At 59.3% G+C, this 17736-nt stretch carries 17 protein-coding genes; 12 read left to right on the top strand and 5 right to left on the bottom strand.

All coding sequences use genetic code 11. From position 1 onward, the window contains the following. Positions 1–4: 4 nt before the first annotated feature. From IPH10_09265 to IPH10_09280, 4 genes are all read right to left on the bottom strand, one after another. Positions 5–184, bottom strand: a complete 180-nt coding sequence (locus tag IPH10_09265) for a helix-turn-helix transcriptional regulator (GenBank protein MBK6911099.1) — start codon at positions 182–184, stop codon at positions 5–7. A 305-nt stretch (positions 185–489) separates the two neighbouring features. Next, positions 490–1122 carry a hypothetical protein gene (locus tag IPH10_09270; protein MBK6911100.1) on the bottom strand — a complete coding sequence of 211 codons (633 nt, stop codon included), beginning with the start codon at positions 1120–1122 and terminating at the stop codon, positions 490–492. Positions 1123–1205: 83 nt separating this feature from the next. Next, on the bottom strand, positions 1206–1937 hold the full coding sequence (gene tatC / locus IPH10_09275) for a twin-arginine translocase subunit TatC (GenBank protein MBK6911101.1): 732 nt from the start codon (positions 1935–1937) through the stop codon (positions 1206–1208). A gap of 99 nt (positions 1938–2036) precedes the next feature. Beyond that, the gene (locus IPH10_09280; protein ID MBK6911102.1) at positions 2037–2714 is read right to left on the bottom strand and encodes a queuosine precursor transporter; all 678 of its coding nucleotides are present in this window, start codon (positions 2712–2714) and stop codon (positions 2037–2039) included. A 142-nt stretch (positions 2715–2856) separates the two neighbouring features. Between IPH10_09280 and queG the strand changes: the two genes are divergently transcribed. Both queG and IPH10_09290 read left to right on the top strand, forming a co-directional pair. Further along, complete coding sequence (gene queG / locus IPH10_09285; protein ID MBK6911103.1) at positions 2857–3624, top strand: tRNA epoxyqueuosine(34) reductase QueG; 768 nt, start codon at positions 2857–2859, stop codon at positions 3622–3624. Continuing rightward, a complete protein-coding gene (locus IPH10_09290; GenBank protein MBK6911104.1) occupies positions 3603–3890 on the top strand; it encodes a hypothetical protein in 288 nt (95 codons plus the stop codon). Before queG ends, IPH10_09290 begins: the two co-directional genes overlap by 22 nt. A 117-nt stretch (positions 3891–4007) precedes the next feature. Here IPH10_09290 and IPH10_09295 read toward each other — a convergent pair whose 3' ends face one another. Continuing rightward, the gene (locus tag IPH10_09295) at positions 4008–5498 is read right to left on the bottom strand and encodes a sigma-54-dependent Fis family transcriptional regulator (GenBank protein ID MBK6911105.1); all 1491 of its coding nucleotides are present in this window, start codon (positions 5496–5498) and stop codon (positions 4008–4010) included. Between the two features lie 372 nt (positions 5499–5870). Between IPH10_09295 and IPH10_09300 the strand changes: the two genes are divergently transcribed. The 10 genes from IPH10_09300 to IPH10_09345 all read left to right on the top strand — a co-directional run bounded on the left by IPH10_09300 (position 5871) and on the right by IPH10_09345 (position 17727). Further along, positions 5871–6758 carry a 4-hydroxy-tetrahydrodipicolinate synthase gene (locus IPH10_09300; protein ID MBK6911106.1) on the top strand — a complete coding sequence of 296 codons (888 nt, stop codon included), beginning with the start codon at positions 5871–5873 and terminating at the stop codon, positions 6756–6758. Then, positions 6748–7464, top strand: a complete 717-nt coding sequence (locus IPH10_09305; protein ID MBK6911107.1) for a 4-hydroxy-tetrahydrodipicolinate reductase — start codon at positions 6748–6750, stop codon at positions 7462–7464. Before IPH10_09300 ends, IPH10_09305 begins: the two co-directional genes overlap by 11 nt. A 15-nt stretch (positions 7465–7479) precedes the next feature. Beyond that, positions 7480–9228, top strand: coding sequence for a choice-of-anchor D domain-containing protein (locus tag IPH10_09310; protein ID MBK6911108.1), 1749 nt, complete (start codon positions 7480–7482; stop codon positions 9226–9228). Further along, positions 9197–9484, top strand: coding sequence for a hypothetical protein (locus IPH10_09315; GenBank protein ID MBK6911109.1), 288 nt, complete (start codon positions 9197–9199; stop codon positions 9482–9484). Before IPH10_09310 ends, IPH10_09315 begins: the two co-directional genes overlap by 32 nt. Further along, positions 9450–11270 carry a T9SS type A sorting domain-containing protein gene (locus tag IPH10_09320; protein MBK6911110.1) on the top strand — a complete coding sequence of 607 codons (1821 nt, stop codon included), beginning with the start codon at positions 9450–9452 and terminating at the stop codon, positions 11268–11270. The genes IPH10_09315 and IPH10_09320 overlap by 35 nt, the downstream gene beginning before the upstream one ends. A gap of 4 nt (positions 11271–11274) precedes the next feature. Next, a complete protein-coding gene (locus IPH10_09325; GenBank protein MBK6911111.1) occupies positions 11275–13308 on the top strand; it encodes a T9SS type A sorting domain-containing protein in 2034 nt (677 codons plus the stop codon). Beyond that, positions 13305–13865 (top strand): hypothetical protein, encoded by a 561-nt coding sequence (locus IPH10_09330; GenBank protein MBK6911112.1) that lies wholly within the window; start codon positions 13305–13307, stop codon positions 13863–13865. Before IPH10_09325 ends, IPH10_09330 begins: the two co-directional genes overlap by 4 nt. A 134-nt stretch (positions 13866–13999) precedes the next feature. Beyond that, positions 14000–15169, top strand: coding sequence for an aspartate kinase (locus IPH10_09335; protein MBK6911113.1), 1170 nt, complete (start codon positions 14000–14002; stop codon positions 15167–15169). A 65-nt stretch (positions 15170–15234) separates the two neighbouring features. After that, complete coding sequence (locus tag IPH10_09340; protein MBK6911114.1) at positions 15235–16812, top strand: SpoIID/LytB domain-containing protein; 1578 nt, start codon at positions 15235–15237, stop codon at positions 16810–16812. A gap of 30 nt (positions 16813–16842) precedes the next feature. Beyond that, complete coding sequence (locus IPH10_09345; GenBank protein ID MBK6911115.1) at positions 16843–17727, top strand: EamA family transporter; 885 nt, start codon at positions 16843–16845, stop codon at positions 17725–17727. Positions 17728–17736 lie beyond the last annotated feature (9 nt).

A 17736-nucleotide genomic window follows, 5' to 3' on the forward strand; every position in this document is an offset into this window, starting at 1 on the left:
ATGCCTACTGTTGTTTGAGTTTCTTCTCAAGACCGAGAAGTAGACGAGCGGCAATCCTGTTGGGTGTGGATTTGCCGTTTTCCCACCGGTTGACGGTGGAGAAGGTGACACCGATGAGGTGCGCGAAGTCTTCCTGCGTGAGCTGCATCCGTTGCCGGATTTGGCGGATGCGTTCAGCTTCCATGCGATTCTGATCCAAGGGAGGCTCCGGATAGGTTGGGTACGATACTGTGCTTATCCGGGGACTGAAGTGCAAGAGCTGGGCCATTGCGAAGCCTATAGCATGCTGGCACCGGCGCGCGAGCGTAAAAATAGTTAAAATAATAAATTAGAGAAGAGCAATGCGACAGCGATGTAGAAAGCGGATAGGCAGGATTGGGTAGGTCTGGGGGTCAGCGAGGTGTGTCGAGGGGGGAGCACAGGCGGAGCGGGCGGCGGCCCGCCGCAGGCCGGAGCCTGATGACGGGCGGGGCGAAATGAGGGAAGTGTCTAATATTCGGCGTAGAGTCCCCCGGTTTGTTCGTACCAGTTGTAGATTTTGTCGGCGAGGGCGGGCAGGTCACCGCCCGAGACATCGAGCTTGAGGACGCGCATGGCGGAGCGGTCGGCCAAGGCTTCGAGGTATTCCTGTTCGCGGATGAAGCGGGTGAGATCATCGTATTGCGACGGATTGCCGGAAACCTCCAGACGCTCGGCGCGGGCGGCGACAAAAGTCGCTGGTTGGCGCATGCAGAGCACGATGCGAAAGCCGACGGCCGCCAGCCGCTCTTCGAGCCAGCGGAAGTCGTAGTCACGGCCGCAATAGAGATGCTGATGCATCTGCGTCGAAAGATGAAAGCGGTCCACAATCCACGAATAGTAACGCAACAGCTCGAAGAGCTTAATCCACGTGTGATAGGTCTCGAAGGCGCGTTGCTCTTCTTCGAGTTCGAAGTTAATCAGGCCGCGTCCCCAAGGGAAATTGGAGAAGGCGCACCATTCGCCCGAGACGTAGGGCGAGTGATAGCGATACTTGCGCGGGCCGATAAGCTTAGGGTGCTCGTTGAGCAGGAAGCCCAGCTCGGTTTTCGAGGTCAGGCGGGTGCCTTCGAGGATAATCTTAGGACAGAGTTTGGCGGACACGGTGGTCTATGGGATGAGTGATAGTAAAAACGTCGCAGATCTGTAGACCTGCGACGGGGAAATGGCTGTTCAGGTCGGCGAGACTACGACTCGGTGCGTTTGGCGCGACGGGCCTCCAACAAAATACCCACCAAGATGGCCAATTCATAGAGTACGATCATGGGCGCCACCATCAGCATCATCGTCAGGGCGTCGGTAGTGGGCGTGGCCAGCGCGGCGATGATGAAAATCAGGACGATGGCGATGCGGCGATGCTTGCGAAAGAAGCTTGACGGTACCAGTCCGGTGGCAATCAACACGCCCATGAGCAACGGCAGTTGGAAGATCACGCCGAATGCCAGCAGCAGAAACAGCACGAGGCTGATGTAGCTGTTGAGTGACCAGAAATTTTGCAGCCCGACTTCGGCGAACGAACCCAGGAACTCAAGCGCGGCGGGTAGGATGATCCATGCGAAGATGACACCGCCCCAGAACAGGGTGGTCGAGATGATCATGATGGGCCAGAGCCAGAGCTTTTCTTTTTTGCGCAGCCCCGGGCCGATGAATCCGTAGAGCTGCCAGGCCACGAAAGGTGACGCGAGCAGAATGCCGACCAAGAGCGCGATTTTGACTTCAATAATGAAACCTTCGGACGGGCCGAGCAGCGACAACGTGCCGGGAACGGACTGTTTGAATGGTTCAATCAGGAAATCGCGCGCGCGATCGGCGGACAGGAATCCCGCGATGGCGCCGAGAGCAATGAACAGAAAGCTGCGCAACAGGCGTTTGCGCAGTTCGTCAATGTGGTCCCAGAAAGTGAGTGCGGGTGCGGACAAAAGGCGAAATTGGAATCTTGAAATTGAAAATGAAACGGTGCGGACGCCTGCGTCCGCGAGGGGCGCTCGCGCGTGGGTTGACTTACTCGTTCGGGACTGTTACTTTGCGGGGGCGGCTTCGGTGAGCTTGAAGGGATTGAAGCGCGTGTTGGTGTCGTAGATGTCCACGTGTTCGTGGCGCTTCAGGTAGCCGACCGCGGCATAAGTGACCGGGGTCAAGCAGATCTCGATGCCGCATTTGTAGACGTAGTTGAAAGCCAGCATGAGCCACAGTTCCTGTGAGGGTACGATACCGACAAAGGCGATGACGACAAACAGCGCGGTGTCCACCGCTTGACCGACCAATGTGGAGCTGATGGTCCTCGCCCACAGTTTGCGGCCGTTGGTTTTGACCTTGAGTTTGGCCAGAATCACCGAGTTGGTGAACTCACCGAAGAGATAGGCGATCATGGAGGCCAGCACGATGCGCGGGACGAAGCCTAAGATGGCGTCAAACGCTTCTTGATTGGGCCAGATACTGGCGGGCGGCATAACACTGACGAGCCAGAAGGTCAATGCGGCCAGGAGATTTGCCGCGAAGCCCAGCCAGATAACTCGTCGCGCACGCGCAAAGCCGTAGACTTCGGTGAGGATATCGCCGAAGATATAGCTTAGGGGAAAGAGAAATGTCCCGCCGTCAAACGGGAAGGGCCCGAAGCCGACGAGCTTGGTCGCGGCGATATTCGAGATCAGCAGGACCGCGACAAAGAGTCCGGCGATGAGGTCGAAGTAGCGCAGGCCGCGCGGGAGTTCGGACGGGCGAATAATCCAGATGGACACGGTGAGGATGCCGGGTGAATAATGAAAGATGGAGGCCGCGGGTAGGCTTGCGGCTTTCCCTCTGGAAAATAGTGAGACTGGGGCGGAATTGCAAACGGAGATGGAATTGACCCTTGAAGGACGGATTGTAGCGCGCGCCCGGGAATTGGGCTTTGATCTGTGCGGGATCGCTCCGGCCGCGCCGCGCCGTGGGGCGGAGTTTCGTGCGTGGCTCAAGGAGGGCTATGGGGGGCGAATGACGTACCTCAATCGCTCGGTGATGCGGCGCACCGAGCCGGAACGCATCCTGAAAGGGGTACGGACCGTTATTTCCGTCGGGCAGTCCTACTTCACGGGGTACCTGCCGGAGGAGATACGGCGCGATCCATCCCGCGGGATTATTGCGAGCTACGCCTGGGGCGATGACTATCACGTCTTAATGGCGCAGGCGCTGCAGGAACTGGGAGACTTCGTCCGGGAGCACGTGCCGGGCGCGGCGACGCATTGGTGTGTGGATGCGCAACCGGTGCTGGAACGCGACGCGGCGGAGCGCGCGGGGTTGGGTTTCATCGGCAAAAATACGATGCTGATCCATCCGAAGCTCGGTTCGCAGTTCTTTTTGGGTGAGATTCTGACGACGGCAGATCTAACGCCCTCTCCCCCGCCCCGCTTGCCGTCGTGCGGGAGCTGCACGAAGTGTCTGGATGTGTGTCCAACGCACGCATTTCCGGTGCCGTATGTGCTGGATGCGCGGTTGTGTGTTTCGTATCTGACGATTGAGCTGTCGGTTCGATTCCAATTGAACTCAGAAGCAAGTTGGGCAACTACATTTTCGGGTGCGATGATTGTCAGACATGCTGTCCGTGGGTGCAGCGCTTTTCGACGTTGACGCGGCAACGGGCCTACGAGAATGTGCTGGAGCGTAAGGCGCCGAAGCTGGTCGTGCTGGCGCGCTTGACGGAAGCGGAGTTTGACGAGCTGTTTCGCGGAAGCGCAGTGGTCCGGCCCATGTATGAGGGGTTCATGCGAAATGTGGCGGTGGCGCTGGGGAATTGGGGGACTGACGAAGCGCGCGCAGCGCTGGCTGCGCTGTTGGTGCATGAAAGTGAGTTGGTGCGCGAGCATGCGGAGTGGGCCTGGGAGCAATGCCGGTAACCGCGACCGAGATGGGTGACGGCCCGGCTATTCACCCCATCATGCCCTGGGCGGACAGGTGGAGATCAGAATGCAAAAAGGCAGCCTTGCGGCTGCCTTTTTGATTGCTACGAACTGCTACTCAATAGCGAAGTCTTCTTCGTCTTCGCCGGGGTGCAGGTTGATACCGAGGTCTTTTGCCTTTTTCCACAGCGTCGTGCGGTCAATCTGGAGCATGCGCGAGGCCTTGATGACATGGCCGTTGGCGGCCAGCATCGCGTTTTCGATGAACTGCTTCTCGAAAGCGCGGACGGCATTCTTGAGGGGTCCAAGCGTGAACAGGTTGTCGCTGGCCGTGGAGACGGGAGCGGCACTGGTGTTCGCGTGCGAGTGAGCCGTGTTGACCGGATAGTTGACCGGGGGGTTGAAGCTGATGTTCTCCGTCGAGGGATTGGTATGCTTCAAGAATTGCAGCGTGGCCGCGGTGATGGTCGTGCCGGTCGACGCGAGCAGCGCTCGTTCGATGACATTTTCCAATTCGCGGACGTTGCCCGGCCACGGATGCGACAGCAGGAGGGCCATGCCTTCATCGGAGAAGGTGAAGTTGCCCTTGTTCAGGCGGCTGCCGATTTTGTCCAGGAAGTGGGCGCACAGCAGTGGGATGTCTTCGCGGCGTTCGCGGAGCGGCGGAATGGTGATGGGGACCACATTCAGCCGATAGTAGAGATCCATACGGAAGCGGCCTTCCTGGATCATCCGTTCGAGGTCGCGGTTGGTGGCCGTGACGACGCGGATATTGACGGGGATCTTGCGATTCCCGCCCAGGCGCTCGATTTCGCGATCCTGCAGGACGTTGAGCAATTTGACCTGCGTGGAGAGCGATAGTTCACCGATTTCATCGAGGAAGATCGTCCCGCCGTTAGCGGCTTCGAACTTCCCGATGCGGGTCTGCTTGGCATCGGTGAAGGCCCCCTTTTCGTGTCCGAAGAGTTCGGACTCGAGCAGGGTTTCGGGCAGTGCGGCGCAGTTGACCTTGATGAAGGCCTTTTCCGCGCGCGGCCCTTCGAAGTGCAGGGCACGCGCGACGAGTTCTTTACCCGCTCCGGTTTCGGCGCGGATCAGAACGGTCGTGTCCACGGCCGCGACCTCGCGGATGGCATCGAATACTTTGTGCATGGCAGCCGAGCGTCCCACTAGGCCACCGAGCTTGTGATCCCCGCCGAGCCGGCGCTTCAATTTTTCGACTTCGCCCGCCAGACGAAGGTTTGAGAGCGCCGCATCTACGGTCCGCGCGAGCAGTCGCGGTTCGAGGGGCTGGGTCACGAAATTAGTGGCACCATTTTCCATAGCCTCGACGATCCGTTCGGAGTTGTCATTGTCCGAATAGATGACGACGGGCAGCCGCAGGTGCCGCGAGCGAATATCGCTGATGAGCGAGATGCCCGAGGTGTTTTTGAAATCCACGTCGCACAGGACGACGTCCACATTATCCATTTCCAACCGGTTCAGCACGTTGTGTGGATTCGACTCGTGCAGAACTCGGTATCCGCCTTCTGAGCGCAGCGTCCGCGTAACGCGCTCGAGGACGGCGGCCTCCTCATCAACAATCAGCAGTGTAGGTTCCGGCATCTTCCGGGTCTCCCGTTTTCCATATCCATTCGTTAGCACCCTTAGAACATCCATTCCCTCGGCAAAAGCTGGGCCGAGCTGATACATCGCAACCTCCTTGTTCATCCGTTACAACATCGGGGAAAGCCCGCACTAATTAATAACCAACCTCCAAGAAATACTGAGATAGGCTTACTTTATCAACATATCATTTTGCAGAGCATCTGGCAGAAATGCAAGGGTTCTGACCCGGATTTGTAGAATTCTCAAAACGGGTTGTGGGTGCAGTTGAATTTGACAATCCAGCGGCGCTCTGGTATATTCTAATTCGGGTATTTTGGGCATGTTGCGCGAATGCGACAGGCCGGGAAGTGAACCAAACTCCATAACAACATGAACTTCTATACGGGATTGTGGGTCGCGGTGGTCACGCCGTTCCAAAACGGGCAGATTGACGAGGCGGCCCTGCAAAATTTGGTCGGTGACCTTGCGAATCGCGGCGTGGATGGATTTGTGCCCTTGGGCACGACGGGTGAAGCCTCATGCCTCTCTTTGGACGAGCGGCGGCGGGTCATTCAGCTTGTTTTAGAGGCGGCGGACGGACGCTTTGTGGCCCCGGGTTGCGGCACAAATGTGACGTCGCAGTCCATAGAATTGGTCAAAGAGGCCAAAATACTGGGTGCTCACGGGGCGATGGTGATCACGCCCTACTATAATAAGCCGACGCAGGAGGGGCTTTACCAGCACTTCCGGGCGATCCATGAGGCGACAGACCTGCCGCTGATGCTGTATAATGTGCCGGGCCGGACGAGCGTGAACATGCTGCCGGAGACGGTGGAACGGCTGGCGGACCTGAAGCGGGTGGCCGCGGTGAAGGAAGCCTCGGGAAATCTGGAGCAGATTGCTGAGGTGGCGGCCCGGGTGGATGGGCGCATGACCGTGCTGTCAGGTGATGACGGGCTGACGCTGCCGATTCTGGCGGTGGGCGGGGTGGGCGTGGTGTCCGTGGCCGGGCATGTCTGTCCGGACTTGCTCAAGGGAATCATCAGCTCATTTGACCGGCGGGACACGCACTCGGCGCTGCTGCTGCATCAGACTTTGGCTCCGATTGCCAAGGCGATGTTCCTCGAAACAAGTCCGGCTCCGGTGAAATATGCGCTGTCGGTGATGGGCAAGATGCAGAATGAACTGCGACTGCCGCTGGTGCCGGTGAAGAAAGACACGGAAGGCAAGATTCGCGCGGCAATTGCGCCGTATCTGGAGAATCTCCATGTCGCATGAGCGGATCAACGCTGTTTTGTTCGGTGCGGCGGGCCGCATGGGCAAGGTGATCTTGCATGAATCGCGGCAGGATCACCGGGTGTATATCACGCACGCCTACGATCCGTCCGGTGCGGGGCAGTGGTTCGACGACCTGCAGATTGAACCGGCTTGTCACGGCGTGCACGACCATGTTAAGGTGGCGATTGACTTCTCGACTGCGGCGACGGTGGCCGAACATGCGCGCTGTTGCCGGAAGGTGAAGATCAACTACGTGTGCGGCGTGACGGGGTTGCATGAATCCACTCAACAAATCCTGCGCGAAGTGGCCAAGGACATCGCGGTCTTGCATGCGCCGAATATGTCGCCGGGAATGAACGTGCTGTTCGCGCTGGTGTCGCAGGCGGCGGCGGCGCTGCCGGAGTATCGCGCGTATTTGACGGAAGCGCATCACACGATGAAGGTGGATGCGCCGTCGGGCACGGCGCTGCGGATTGCCGAGATTGTGGAAGATACGGTGGGCAAGAAGATCGAGGTATTTTCCTTGCGCGTGGGTGACGTGGTGGGAGAGCATACGCTGGTGTTAGGCGGCCACGGCGAGCGGTTGGAGATTACCCATCGCGCCGATTCGCGCGCGGTGTTTGCGCACGGTGCGCTGCGCGCGGCGGAGTGGCTGGCGGATCAACCCGCGGGGTTTTATACGATGGCGGATGTTCTCGGGCTCTAATGCGAGGAATCAAACATGTTATTCATCGTCGCCATCTTCGTATCAGTATCCGCGTGTCTCGCACAGCCGTTTCCGCCGGACTCGGTGTGGACGTTTGCGTTTGATGATGGCGGGGATGAGTATTTTTATGATGCGGTGGAAGTTGAGGACGGCTATTTGCTGTGCGGCGAGGCGCGGGAGTGGAATGCGCTGGCGGGACATGGTATCATTGTCAAGCTGGATCGCTCCGGACATTTACTCTGGGAACGGCCTTATCCTCACACCCATCCAGAACGATTTCCGGAGATCTTGAAGCGAGCGGACAATGACTACCTGTTGGGTTGTGAGCTGTTGTCCAGCAACGGAGAGTCGCACCGGCTGCGGGTTTATGAATTGGATGACTGGGGCAATGTGAACGTCACGTTCTGGCACGAATTGGGACAGATGGACCCCTATCCCGTCCGCATGGGGACTATGAACATGCCGGGAACGATTAATTTCACGACTTCATATTCGCTCGAACTGTTTGAAGGCGAGAGGATGTGCGTGCTCGAGATATCGGATAGTGTGGGCAATTCACAACTGCGCTATTTCAACACGGGCGGATTGAATGACAACGCGGGGCATGTTTTGCTTGACTCCGCGACTTTCGAATCAGTCTTATTCGGAACCACTCGGGCGAATATCACGAGTGACACGGACGGCTTGCTGGTTTATCAAGGTGACGTACATGCCGCGCATGGCGACGTCGGTGACGACGGCTATCTGGCGGCAGCTTATGACGCCGTTCGTGGCCGGGTGGTTGCAACGGGTTTCACAACGACCAACGGCAGTGCAAGAGACCTGTGGATTCAATCCACCGTCCTGCGAAATCCGGATTCGGTGAACTGGTCACATCATTTTGGCGGATTGTCGAATGAAAGCGGCGCAGCGATTCTCAACGCTGATGATGACGGCTATATCATCGCCGGAAATTTCTCATCGGAAGACATCGAGTTTGAGCAGTCGGATTTTTGGTTGTTGAAGGTGGATGAAGATGGCGACAGCGTGTGGTCGGTGCTTGCGGGGCGCGACGAGGCGGATCGCTGTGAGGGGATGATTCAGACTGAAAACGGCTTCCTGCTGTTCGGCGCATCGCAATCGTTTGCCGTGCCGGGGTGGGATGGGTGCGCAATGTATTTGGGGTATGTGCCGGATTTGGCGGTGTCGCCTGCGAGTTTGAATTTCGGGCCGGTACAGGTGGGCGACAGCGCGGTGCGGACGGTAAATTTGGTCAATACGGGTTCGAATGTGTTGACGGTGAGCAGTTTCACCGCGACAGATGTCTATCATGCGCGCTTCAGCGAACCGGCGACGGTCGAAATCGGCGACACGCTTCGGGTTGAAGTGGTGTTCGCGCCGCAGTCGGGCGGGAGTATTGTGGATACGCTGCGGATTCAAAGCGACGCGATCACGGGCGAGAAGATTTTACGCTGCCTTGGCGCGGGAACAGGCGTGAGCGCGGAGGATGGGACAGTGCCGCGCGAGTTCGCACTGCATCCTCCCTATCCGAATCCGTTTAATGCGACGACGACTATGCGATATGATCTGGCGCGGGAATCAGACGTGCGGCTGGAACTCTTTGACGTGAGCGGACGATTGACGCGCGTGCTGGTGGCGGGTACGCAGTCGGTGGGTTCACATACAGCAACTTTGGATTTGCACGACGTGAGTTCGGGGATTTACTTTGCGGCGCTACGCGCGGGGAGCGATCATGCGGTGCAGAAGTTGTTGCTGGTTAAGTAGCCTGCTGTTATGGGCGTGCGCCGCGATGGCGCAGCCGCCGGGGATAGATAGCATTTATCTGTTCACGCAGTTTTCCGGATTGGTTACGCAAGCGATTCCGCTTGAAGGTGGTGACGTAATTCTGTCAGGCCATCGCAGCATTCCGCATCAAGCTGGCGAGTGGCAGATCATGCGGATGACGCCGGAACGTGAGATCCTGTGGCGGCGGACAATTCCGGAGCATGTCGCATCCGCGCAAGGAGAAGCTGATTATTGACGGCGACTGGATCGTCGGCGTCGGGCGCACGTCCGTTCGGATAGACTCCAACACATTCAGCTCAGAGTCCGTGTTGATCCGATACTCGATTGACGGCGACAGCGGGTGGGTGCGCGACTATAACGATCCGGTCAACTATGAAACGCTTTACAGCGTTACCGCCGACGGACAGGGTGGTTATTATGTGCTGGGCACGAAAGCGATGCTTAGCAACGAGACGTACAACTACCAGGTTTGGCTGTTCAAGGTGGATTCGAACGGCGACATGCAGTGGGAGCGATTCTACGGCGACGAGCATTTGGATCAGGCGGGCGATATCGTTAGGCTCGTGGGCGACAGTCTGCTATTCTCGATGACGACTACACTTGGTGCGAATGATCACGAGAGCTTTGTCTGGACGACCCTCGAAGGCGACAGTCTGACATCGGTCGCGTTTGAGTCACAGGGTGCCGCCTACGCATCCCTTGGCATGTACCTGGTGCCGCGCAACGGCGGTTGGGAACACCTCTGGCTGAATGCAATCAACAATGTCGAAGACGAACTGCACTATTTACGGACGGATTACCTCGGCAATGTGATTTTTCAGCAGGTTGTGACCGCTCCGCAGAACGCGATTCAGGACTTCCGGCAGACGCCGGATGGTTTGCTCACGGCGGGATACAGTCCGTTCGGTGACATAGCCACTCGGGATGTTGTTATCGGGCGGCTTAGCGAATCGGGCAACTGGTACTACGTTGAAGCGATTCCCATGGACCTCACGCAATCGACCTCCGGGTTCTTGCCAACGATCGGTGGCCAGATCGCGCTGTTGGGCAACACGCAGTTGGATGACACGACGTACAGTGCCTGTATCTTTTATTTGCACGACAATGAACACGACAGCTTTCTATTCGCGATACCGTCGCGCGTGAATTTCGGAGTCGTGCCGGTCGGCGAGGTGCGGCTGCAGGAGATCAGCTTGATCGTGTCCGGTGATTCGTCGGTGACGATTTCCGAGCTTTTGCTGCCTGACTTCATGACCGCACAATTTCCGACGCCTGTCACGGTTCTCCCGGGGGACACGCTGATTTTTGAGATTGGTTTTCGCGCGGACGAGCTGCGTACTTATGCAGATACCCTGACGCTGACGTCGGACGCACGCAATCCGGTTTTGGGCATTCCCGTGTCCGGTCAGGCACCGTATCCGGCGTGTGAGCCGGCGTTGGGAGTGCTGAATTTCTTCTGGATTCCGGTGGGGGATAGCGTGCGGCGGCCCTTCGCGGTGCGGAATGCCGGGGTGACGACGCTGCACATTGAACCGATCGTCGAGCCTGCGCCGTTTTATCTGGACAGTCTGGGGCCATTTGACGTTGCGGCGGGCAGTGAGGCGGTGCTGTGGTTCACCTTTAGACCGGACTCGGCCGTGGACTATCGCGGCGAATTGATTTTGCAGAGCGACGATCCGTTTGGGCCTGACACGGTGACGCTGTTAGGTCGCGGCGTGACGCGCCCAACGGACGCGGACGATGCGGCGGAGCTTCCGCGGGAGTTCAAGCTGCACTCGGCCTATCCCAATCCGTTTAACGCGGCGACGACCATACGATTTGATCTGCCGCGGGAAAGCGCGGTGCGGCTGGAGCTGTTTACCGTAGACGGGCGCTTGGCGGGCACGCTATTGGACGGTGTGTTCGCGGCGGGAGTGCATGACGAAACTTTTGATCTGCATACCTTGAGTTCAGGAATCTACTTTCTGGCGTTACGCGCGGGGAGCGACCATGCGGTTCAGAAACTGTTGCTGGTTAAGTAGTTTGATGGCAATATCGCTGTGTGTGACGGCGGGCGTAGCGCAGCCGCCGGCGTTGGACAGCACATACATGTTTGACGAATATGGAGTCCTTACGGCGATGGCACCGCTGCCGGATGGGAATACGCTGGTCGCAGGGCAGTTTCGTGAAGATGGAGTATTCTTCACGCAGTTGCGCGGTATGAACGTAGCCCGCCAGTTTGAATGGACCCAGACGCTATCCACGACGGCGCAGGGCGCAGTTGAAGGGCTGTGCGTCGGGACGGAGTCGGTCCTCGTGCGCGTGCGCGAACGGGTTCCCATTGACAGCATTTCGTGGACGACACGGAGCAATTTTGAGTGCCATAGCTTTGCGGGGGACAGTCTGTGGGAAATCCGGCTGGATGATGACAGCGTAAATTTTGTCACGCTGGGCCCATGCGCCGCGACGGCGGACGGCGGGTTTCTCGTGCAGACCCTGGTCTCATATGTAGACAGTATCTGGGTTCGCTGGAGTTCAAAGCTGACGAAGCTGGGCGCAGATGGCGAGCTTGAGTGGGAACGCTTCTACGGCGACTCCGCGTATGGCGAGCCGGGCGGTCTGATCGTGACGAACGCCGATTCGATCTTGATGGCGCTGTTTGAAGTTGAGACGCGGGGACCGATCGTGCGGTTCGTGTGGCTCGACGCGGATGGCAATCCGGGTCGCGAGGCGCGCTTCGACATTGAGGGCATTGAATCGAATTCCGTTCCAGTGCACTTCATCGCCACGGCATACGGCTATGATCTTGTTTGGGCGAACTCGGCTCCGGGCAATCTCAATTACCAGCTGAATCTGTTGCGCATTGATGACAGCGGGGCGCAGGTGATGTATACGGGGGCCTTGGCCTCGGTGAATCGCTATCATGCGTTTATTCCAGTTGAAAGCGGTTTATTGGTCGCGGGCAACGGCGATTTCGGCCAAAACACCGGCGTCTACCTCGGGCATTTGGGAGCCAACAGCAGTTGGTATTTTCTGACGCAATATCCTGCGATGACGATTACGTCGGTAGTTGGCGCGCTGCCGGGCGTCGGGATAGGCGCTTTTGGCGCGATGAACGATATCTTCTTTGATACGCACCCGGCGCTGTATTACTTTGGGGATCTGGGAGCGGCAAGCTATTTGTACACGACGCCGAGCCGGTTGGATTTCGGATTGGTGCCGTTAGAAGAGACGCGGGAGCTGCAGTTCGCGTTTCAGGTGACCGGCGATTCGACGGTGACGATCACGGACTTTCTGATGCCGGAATCGTATGCCATTAGCGAACAGACGCCGGTCGTGGTACCGCCGGGCGCAGTGGTCACGGTGCGGGTGGGATTTCGACCTGAAGAGCGGCGGGAATTTCGGGACACGCTGAGTGTGGTCTCGTCCGGGCTGAATCCGGTAATTGCGGTGCCCCTGACCGGTGCGGCGCCGTTCCCGCTGTGTGAACCGCATGCGCAACAATTGGATTTCCGCTGGTGTTTGGTCGGCGACACCGCCCGCGAAACGCTGCGGCTGGAGAATCCGGGGACGGAGCCGCTGCACATTGATGCGCTGGCTGATCCGTTGCCGTTTCGGGTGAGTGATGCGGGGCCGTTCACGGTGGATGTGGAAGGGAGTTTGGATTTGAGTTTGTGGGTCACGGCGGCGGAGCCGGGCGTGATCAACCGCGAGCTTCTGATTTACAGTGACGAACCGGCGACGCCGGATACGATTCGGCTGACCGTGCGTGTTGTTGAAGAGCCGGATGCGGCGGGTGACGCGGTGCCGGTGCCGCGCGAGTTGCGACTCTACGCGGCGTATCCGAACCCGTTTAACGCGGCGACGACGCTGCGTTTTGATTTGCCCCGCGAGTCGGCGGTACGGCTGGAGCTTTTTGACGTGAACGGGCGGCGCGTGCGAACGCTGGTGGATGAGCCGCTGACCGCGGGAACGCATGCGGTGCGTGTGGAGTTGAGCACGGCGGCTTCGGGGCTGTACTTTGCGGTGCTGTGCGCGCAGGGCGCGACGCAGGTGCAGAAGGTGCTGCTGGTCAAATGAGGCTCGCACTGTCCTTATTGTGTTGCGCGCTGCTGTGCGTCTCGTGTGAAGAGGGCGACACGCCGGAGCCGGGCGTCAGTTATGAAATCGCCGTCGGCGACACGCTGATTACAATTCCGGCCGAGGCTGTGAATTTCGCGGGCACGCTGGGGCGCGGCAACCATTTTGTATGGGATGCCTATATGCTGCGCGAATATCAGGTGGCGAGCAATCCGAATTTGCCGCGCGAACACGGCGTGCCGTATCAGGGGACGCTCGAACAGTGGAAGAACACGTCGTGGACGACGCGGCGTTCATTTTTGGTGCCGCCGTATGACCACAATGTGACGACGACCTCGCCGGAAGCGTTCTATTACATGATCGGCACGTATGCGGAGCAGTTCGGCTATGGTTGGGTGGATACGTACGATCCCGAGGCGAATTTGTGGGACAGCGCGCTGCGTCCGTGGCTGCATCCGGCGGATTCGACCTTGCTCCCCGACAATCCCGGCACGATAGGCTTCGACGGCGGGCTTGGGGATATGGCGGAGTACCGGGCGATGTGGGTGGTGGAATAGGAACGGCGAACTAGCTAGAGATCAAATTGAAGTTGCAAGAGTCCGACAAGCTACTACCGAAGCATGTGTAATGTATCCACGAGATCAGCGGGTGGTTATCACTTCGCAATCATATTACCATTCATAATAACCCCATGTCCTTAGTCATCCAAAAATACGGCGGCAAAGCCCTCGCGACCTCTGCGGATATTGCGCAGGTGGCGGGGTTGGTGTATGCGCGGGTAAAGGCGGGGACGCCGGTGGTGGTGGTGGTGTCGGCGTTGGCGGATACGACGGATCAGTATGTGGCGCTGGCGCGATCGGTCAATCCGCAGCCACGCGGGCGGGAGCTGGACGTATTGCTCTCGACGGGCGAGCGCGTGGCGATTGCCATGCTGGCGCTGGCCCTGAACGCCATCGAAGACGACATCGCCGTCTCGTTGACGGGTGCGCAGGCGGGGATTATTACAGACACGCTGCATACGGCGGCGCGGATCGTCGAAGTGCGGCCCTTGCGCGTGCGTGAGGTGCTGGAGCAGGGGAAGATCCCGGTGATCGCGGGCTATCAGGGGATTACGACCGAGAAGAATATCTCCACGCTGGGCCGCGGCGGGACGGATGCGACGGCGGTGGCCCTGGCGGTGGCGCTGGGCGCCCGGTGCGTCGAATTTATGAAGGACGTGGACGGCGTGGCCAGCGCGGATCCGAAGCTGGTTGCGGGGACGCGGATTCTGCCGGAGTTGGACTACGCCGATGCGCTGGCCATGATGGGGTTCGGCGCGAAGATTTTGCAGGTGCCGGCCGTGGAACTGGCCGCCGAGTTCGGGATGCCGCTGGCCATCGGAAACTCCAAGACGGGCGTGGCCGGGACGATCATCACGGACAAGCCACTGGCGCGGCGGACGCTGGGCGCGGTAGTGCAGACGGCGGCGACCCTATTCACTCCGGCAAGTCATGCGGAATTTCTTTATCTTGAGGGTTGCCTGCGGGAGCGGACGATTTTGCCGCTGTTCGTGCGCGGGGGCGACCAGCCGCTGATCGTGCTGCGAGCCAGCGACGAACCGCACCTGCTATTCCCGGAGCTTGCCGCGCGGTTTGACAGCCGCTTCGACCTGCTGGCGCTGCTGGGCGCGGGGGCGGGCGGCGTGGGCTCACTGGCCGACCGGATCGCGGGAGCCGTGGCACCCTATCGCGCGGACTTGCGGGATGAGTTGTATTTTGAAGATCGCGCGCTGCTGCTGGTAGAGCGTACGCGCGCCTCGGAACTGGGTCGAACCTTGCACAGTCTGTGCGCGCCGGCGCAGACGGTGCCCGCGCACCTTTGAGACGGCTGGTCGGTACAGGGGAGAATTGACAATTGGTCCTTGCTTAACTTATTGCTGAAGAACTCGTGAATACGCACCTATCTCCCGCGACACCGCCCGTAACGGTGCGCGTTGGCCTGTTGGAAGGTTACGAACGCGTGACTTTCAAATACACGGGCCGCTATCGGATTGAAACGCGATCAGGGACGATGCTGCGCGACGCGGCAGTGTCGCCCGTGAAGTGGCGCGTGCTGCGCGAACGAAGCACGCCGACGAAGTTTTTGTTCAGCGTCCTGGCCTCATCGCACAAGACGCGTGAAGAAGCGATGACGCTGGCCGAGCAGTTCGAAGAGCGCGGCATGCAGGCGGCCGTGCGGCAGATTGGCGGCCCGATCGAAGTGGACGGCCAGGTCGTCGGCGACAACACGCTCTACCGCGTGCAGGTCGGGAATTTTCAGCGCGAGGAGGATGCCCGGCATCTCTTCTCGAAGCTGGCGCTCGACTATGCGCCGCGCTTGGTGCGCGAGGTGCTGACGCACGCGTCGGGGCGGCTCGAACTGTTTGACCAGAGTCTCGAACAGCATCTGGAAAGCGTGGACGGTTTCCGGCTCGTGCCGCTCGATCCGGACGCGCGGCTGACGCTGTACGGCGTGCGCATGAACTCGGGCTTTGAGTATGAACCGAGCGAGGATCGCACCTACGAGGGGATCATTGAGTTCTATGTTGATCATACGGGCGACATCGCCGCACTGACGGAGATCCCCATTGACGTGTATCTGCGCGGCGTAGTGGCCTCGGAGATGCCGACGGAGTTTCCGGAAGAGGCGCTGCGCGCGCAAGCAATTGCCTCGCGCAGTCTGGTGATCGCGACGAAGGCGATCAAGCACTTGAACGATCAGTTTGAGTTGTGCGCGCACGTGCACTGTCAGGTGTACAGCGGCGTGACGCACGACAATGACCGCGTGAGTCAGGCGGTGGCCGATACGCGCGGCTGCATACTGTTCCACGAAGGGACGATCGTGGACGCGCACTATTCGGCGGTGTGCGGCGGGCATACGGAGGACGTGCAGGCGACGTGGGTGACGCCGCCGATCTTCGCGGGGACGGGCGTGCCGTGTTCCTGCGAACACGAGCTCGAGATTCCCGACTTGATGACTGAGAACGGCGCGCGGCGCTGGATTCAGACGCGTCCGGCGTCGTGCTGCAATCTGGAAGGATTGAATCTGCCGGTGTCGCGCAACTACAGCCGCAAGCACTTCCGCTGGGAAACGACGTTTCTGCGTTCGGAGCTTGAGGAAATTCTGTTGACGAAGACGGGTGTGGACATCGGGACGCTGTACGATATCCTGCCCATTCGCCGCGGACGGAGCGGACGCTTGATGGAGGTGGAGGTGCTGGGATCGCTGGCCAATTTGCGGATCAAACGCGAGCTGACGATCCGGCGGCAGCTTTCCCATACGGCGCTCGAGAGTTCGGCGTTTCTGGTCGAAGTGCTGAACGACAGTCAGGGTAATCCCATGGAACTGGTGTTCACCGGCGCGGGCTGGGGGCACGGTGTGGGCATGTGTCAGGCCGGCGCGGCGCACATGGCGGTGAATGGCAAGAGCGCCACGGAGATTCTGCGGCACTATTATGTGGGCTGCGTAATCGAAAAGAGATATTAAGCCGGTTACAACGTTGCGGGGGACAGCATTGTGGTTATCCTGGCCTATGTGGCGCTATGTCTGATCTGGGGCACGACCTATCTGGTGATCAAGGTCGCGCTCGAGGGCTTTCCGCCGTTTGTGCTGGGCGCGGTGCGGTTTGCCCTTGCCGGGATCATATTCTTGCCGTACATGCTACGGGACCGGAAGCGGCTGCCGCAGACGCGCGCACAGTGGGGATGGATTGCGCTGACGGGGACGATGATGCTCGCGGGCGGAAACGGTCTGGTGAATTTTGCGGAGCAGTATATTGACTCGGGATTGACTGCGCTGACGGTGGCGACGAGCCCGGCCTGGTCGGCGGTCTTTTCGTGGATGATCATCGGTGAATCGGAGAAGCTCGACCGCATGTCGCTTGTGGGGATTGCGCTGGCGATGACGGGCATCTATGTGCTGCACCACGATCACATTAGTCTGTCGGCGGATGAGTGGCCGGGATTTGTGGCGCTGATATTGTGTCCACCCTTGTGGACGCTGGCCTCGGTTCTGTCGCGCAAGTATCTCCGTGAACTCGACGCCTTCACCGTTTCGGCGACGCAGATGTTCTCGGGAGCGGTTGCATTCGGGATTATTTCACTCATCATCGGGGAGTCGTGGGCGTTGGCGCCGAGCGCGAAAGCGATCGGCGCGCTGCTGTATCTAACGGTACTGGGTTCGGTGGTGGCGTTTACGGCCTACGCCTATTTGCTCAAGCGCGTGCCCGCGGCGCGGGTGAACACGTACACATTCATTAACCCGGTCATAGCGCTGGTGGCCGGCGCGGTGATCTTGAGCGAGCCGATTACGCCGGAAGTCTATCCGGCGACGGCGCTGATTTTGGCGGGCATGGGGATCCTCTACGCGATGCGTAATCGCCGAGCGGGACAGACAAAGTAAACTGGAGAT

The organism is bacterium (genome assembly GCA_016702305.1).
In the GTDB taxonomy this organism is placed as follows: Bacteria; Electryoneota; RPQS01; order RPQS01; family RPQS01; genus JABWCQ01.

Excerpts from the sequence above, each read along its gene's own strand:
- IPH10_09330 (MBK6911112.1), top strand. The coding sequence starts at position 13,305 with ATGAGGCTCGCACTGTCCTTATTGTGTTGCGCGCTGCTGTGCGTCTCG.
- IPH10_09315 (MBK6911109.1), top strand. The coding sequence starts at position 9,197 with ATGCGGTGCAGAAGTTGTTGCTGGTTAAGTAGCCTGCTGTTATGGGCG.
- queG (MBK6911103.1), top strand. The coding sequence starts at position 2,857 with ATGGAATTGACCCTTGAAGGACGGATTGTAGCGCGCGCCCGGGAATTG.
- IPH10_09295 (MBK6911105.1), bottom strand. The coding sequence starts at position 5,498 with ATGCCGGAACCTACACTGCTGATTGTTGATGAGGAGGCCGCCGTCCTC.
- IPH10_09320 (MBK6911110.1), top strand. The coding sequence starts at position 9,450 with ATGTCGCATCCGCGCAAGGAGAAGCTGATTATTGACGGCGACTGGATC.
- IPH10_09305 (MBK6911107.1), top strand. The coding sequence starts at position 6,748 with ATGTCGCATGAGCGGATCAACGCTGTTTTGTTCGGTGCGGCGGGCCGC.
- IPH10_09335 (MBK6911113.1), top strand. The coding sequence starts at position 14,000 with ATGTCCTTAGTCATCCAAAAATACGGCGGCAAAGCCCTCGCGACCTCT.
- IPH10_09300 (MBK6911106.1), top strand. The coding sequence starts at position 5,871 with ATGAACTTCTATACGGGATTGTGGGTCGCGGTGGTCACGCCGTTCCAA.
- IPH10_09310 (MBK6911108.1), top strand. The coding sequence starts at position 7,480 with ATGTTATTCATCGTCGCCATCTTCGTATCAGTATCCGCGTGTCTCGCA.
- IPH10_09325 (MBK6911111.1), top strand. The coding sequence starts at position 11,275 with ATGGCAATATCGCTGTGTGTGACGGCGGGCGTAGCGCAGCCGCCGGCG.
- IPH10_09265 (MBK6911099.1), bottom strand. The coding sequence starts at position 184 with ATGGAAGCTGAACGCATCCGCCAAATCCGGCAACGGATGCAGCTCACG.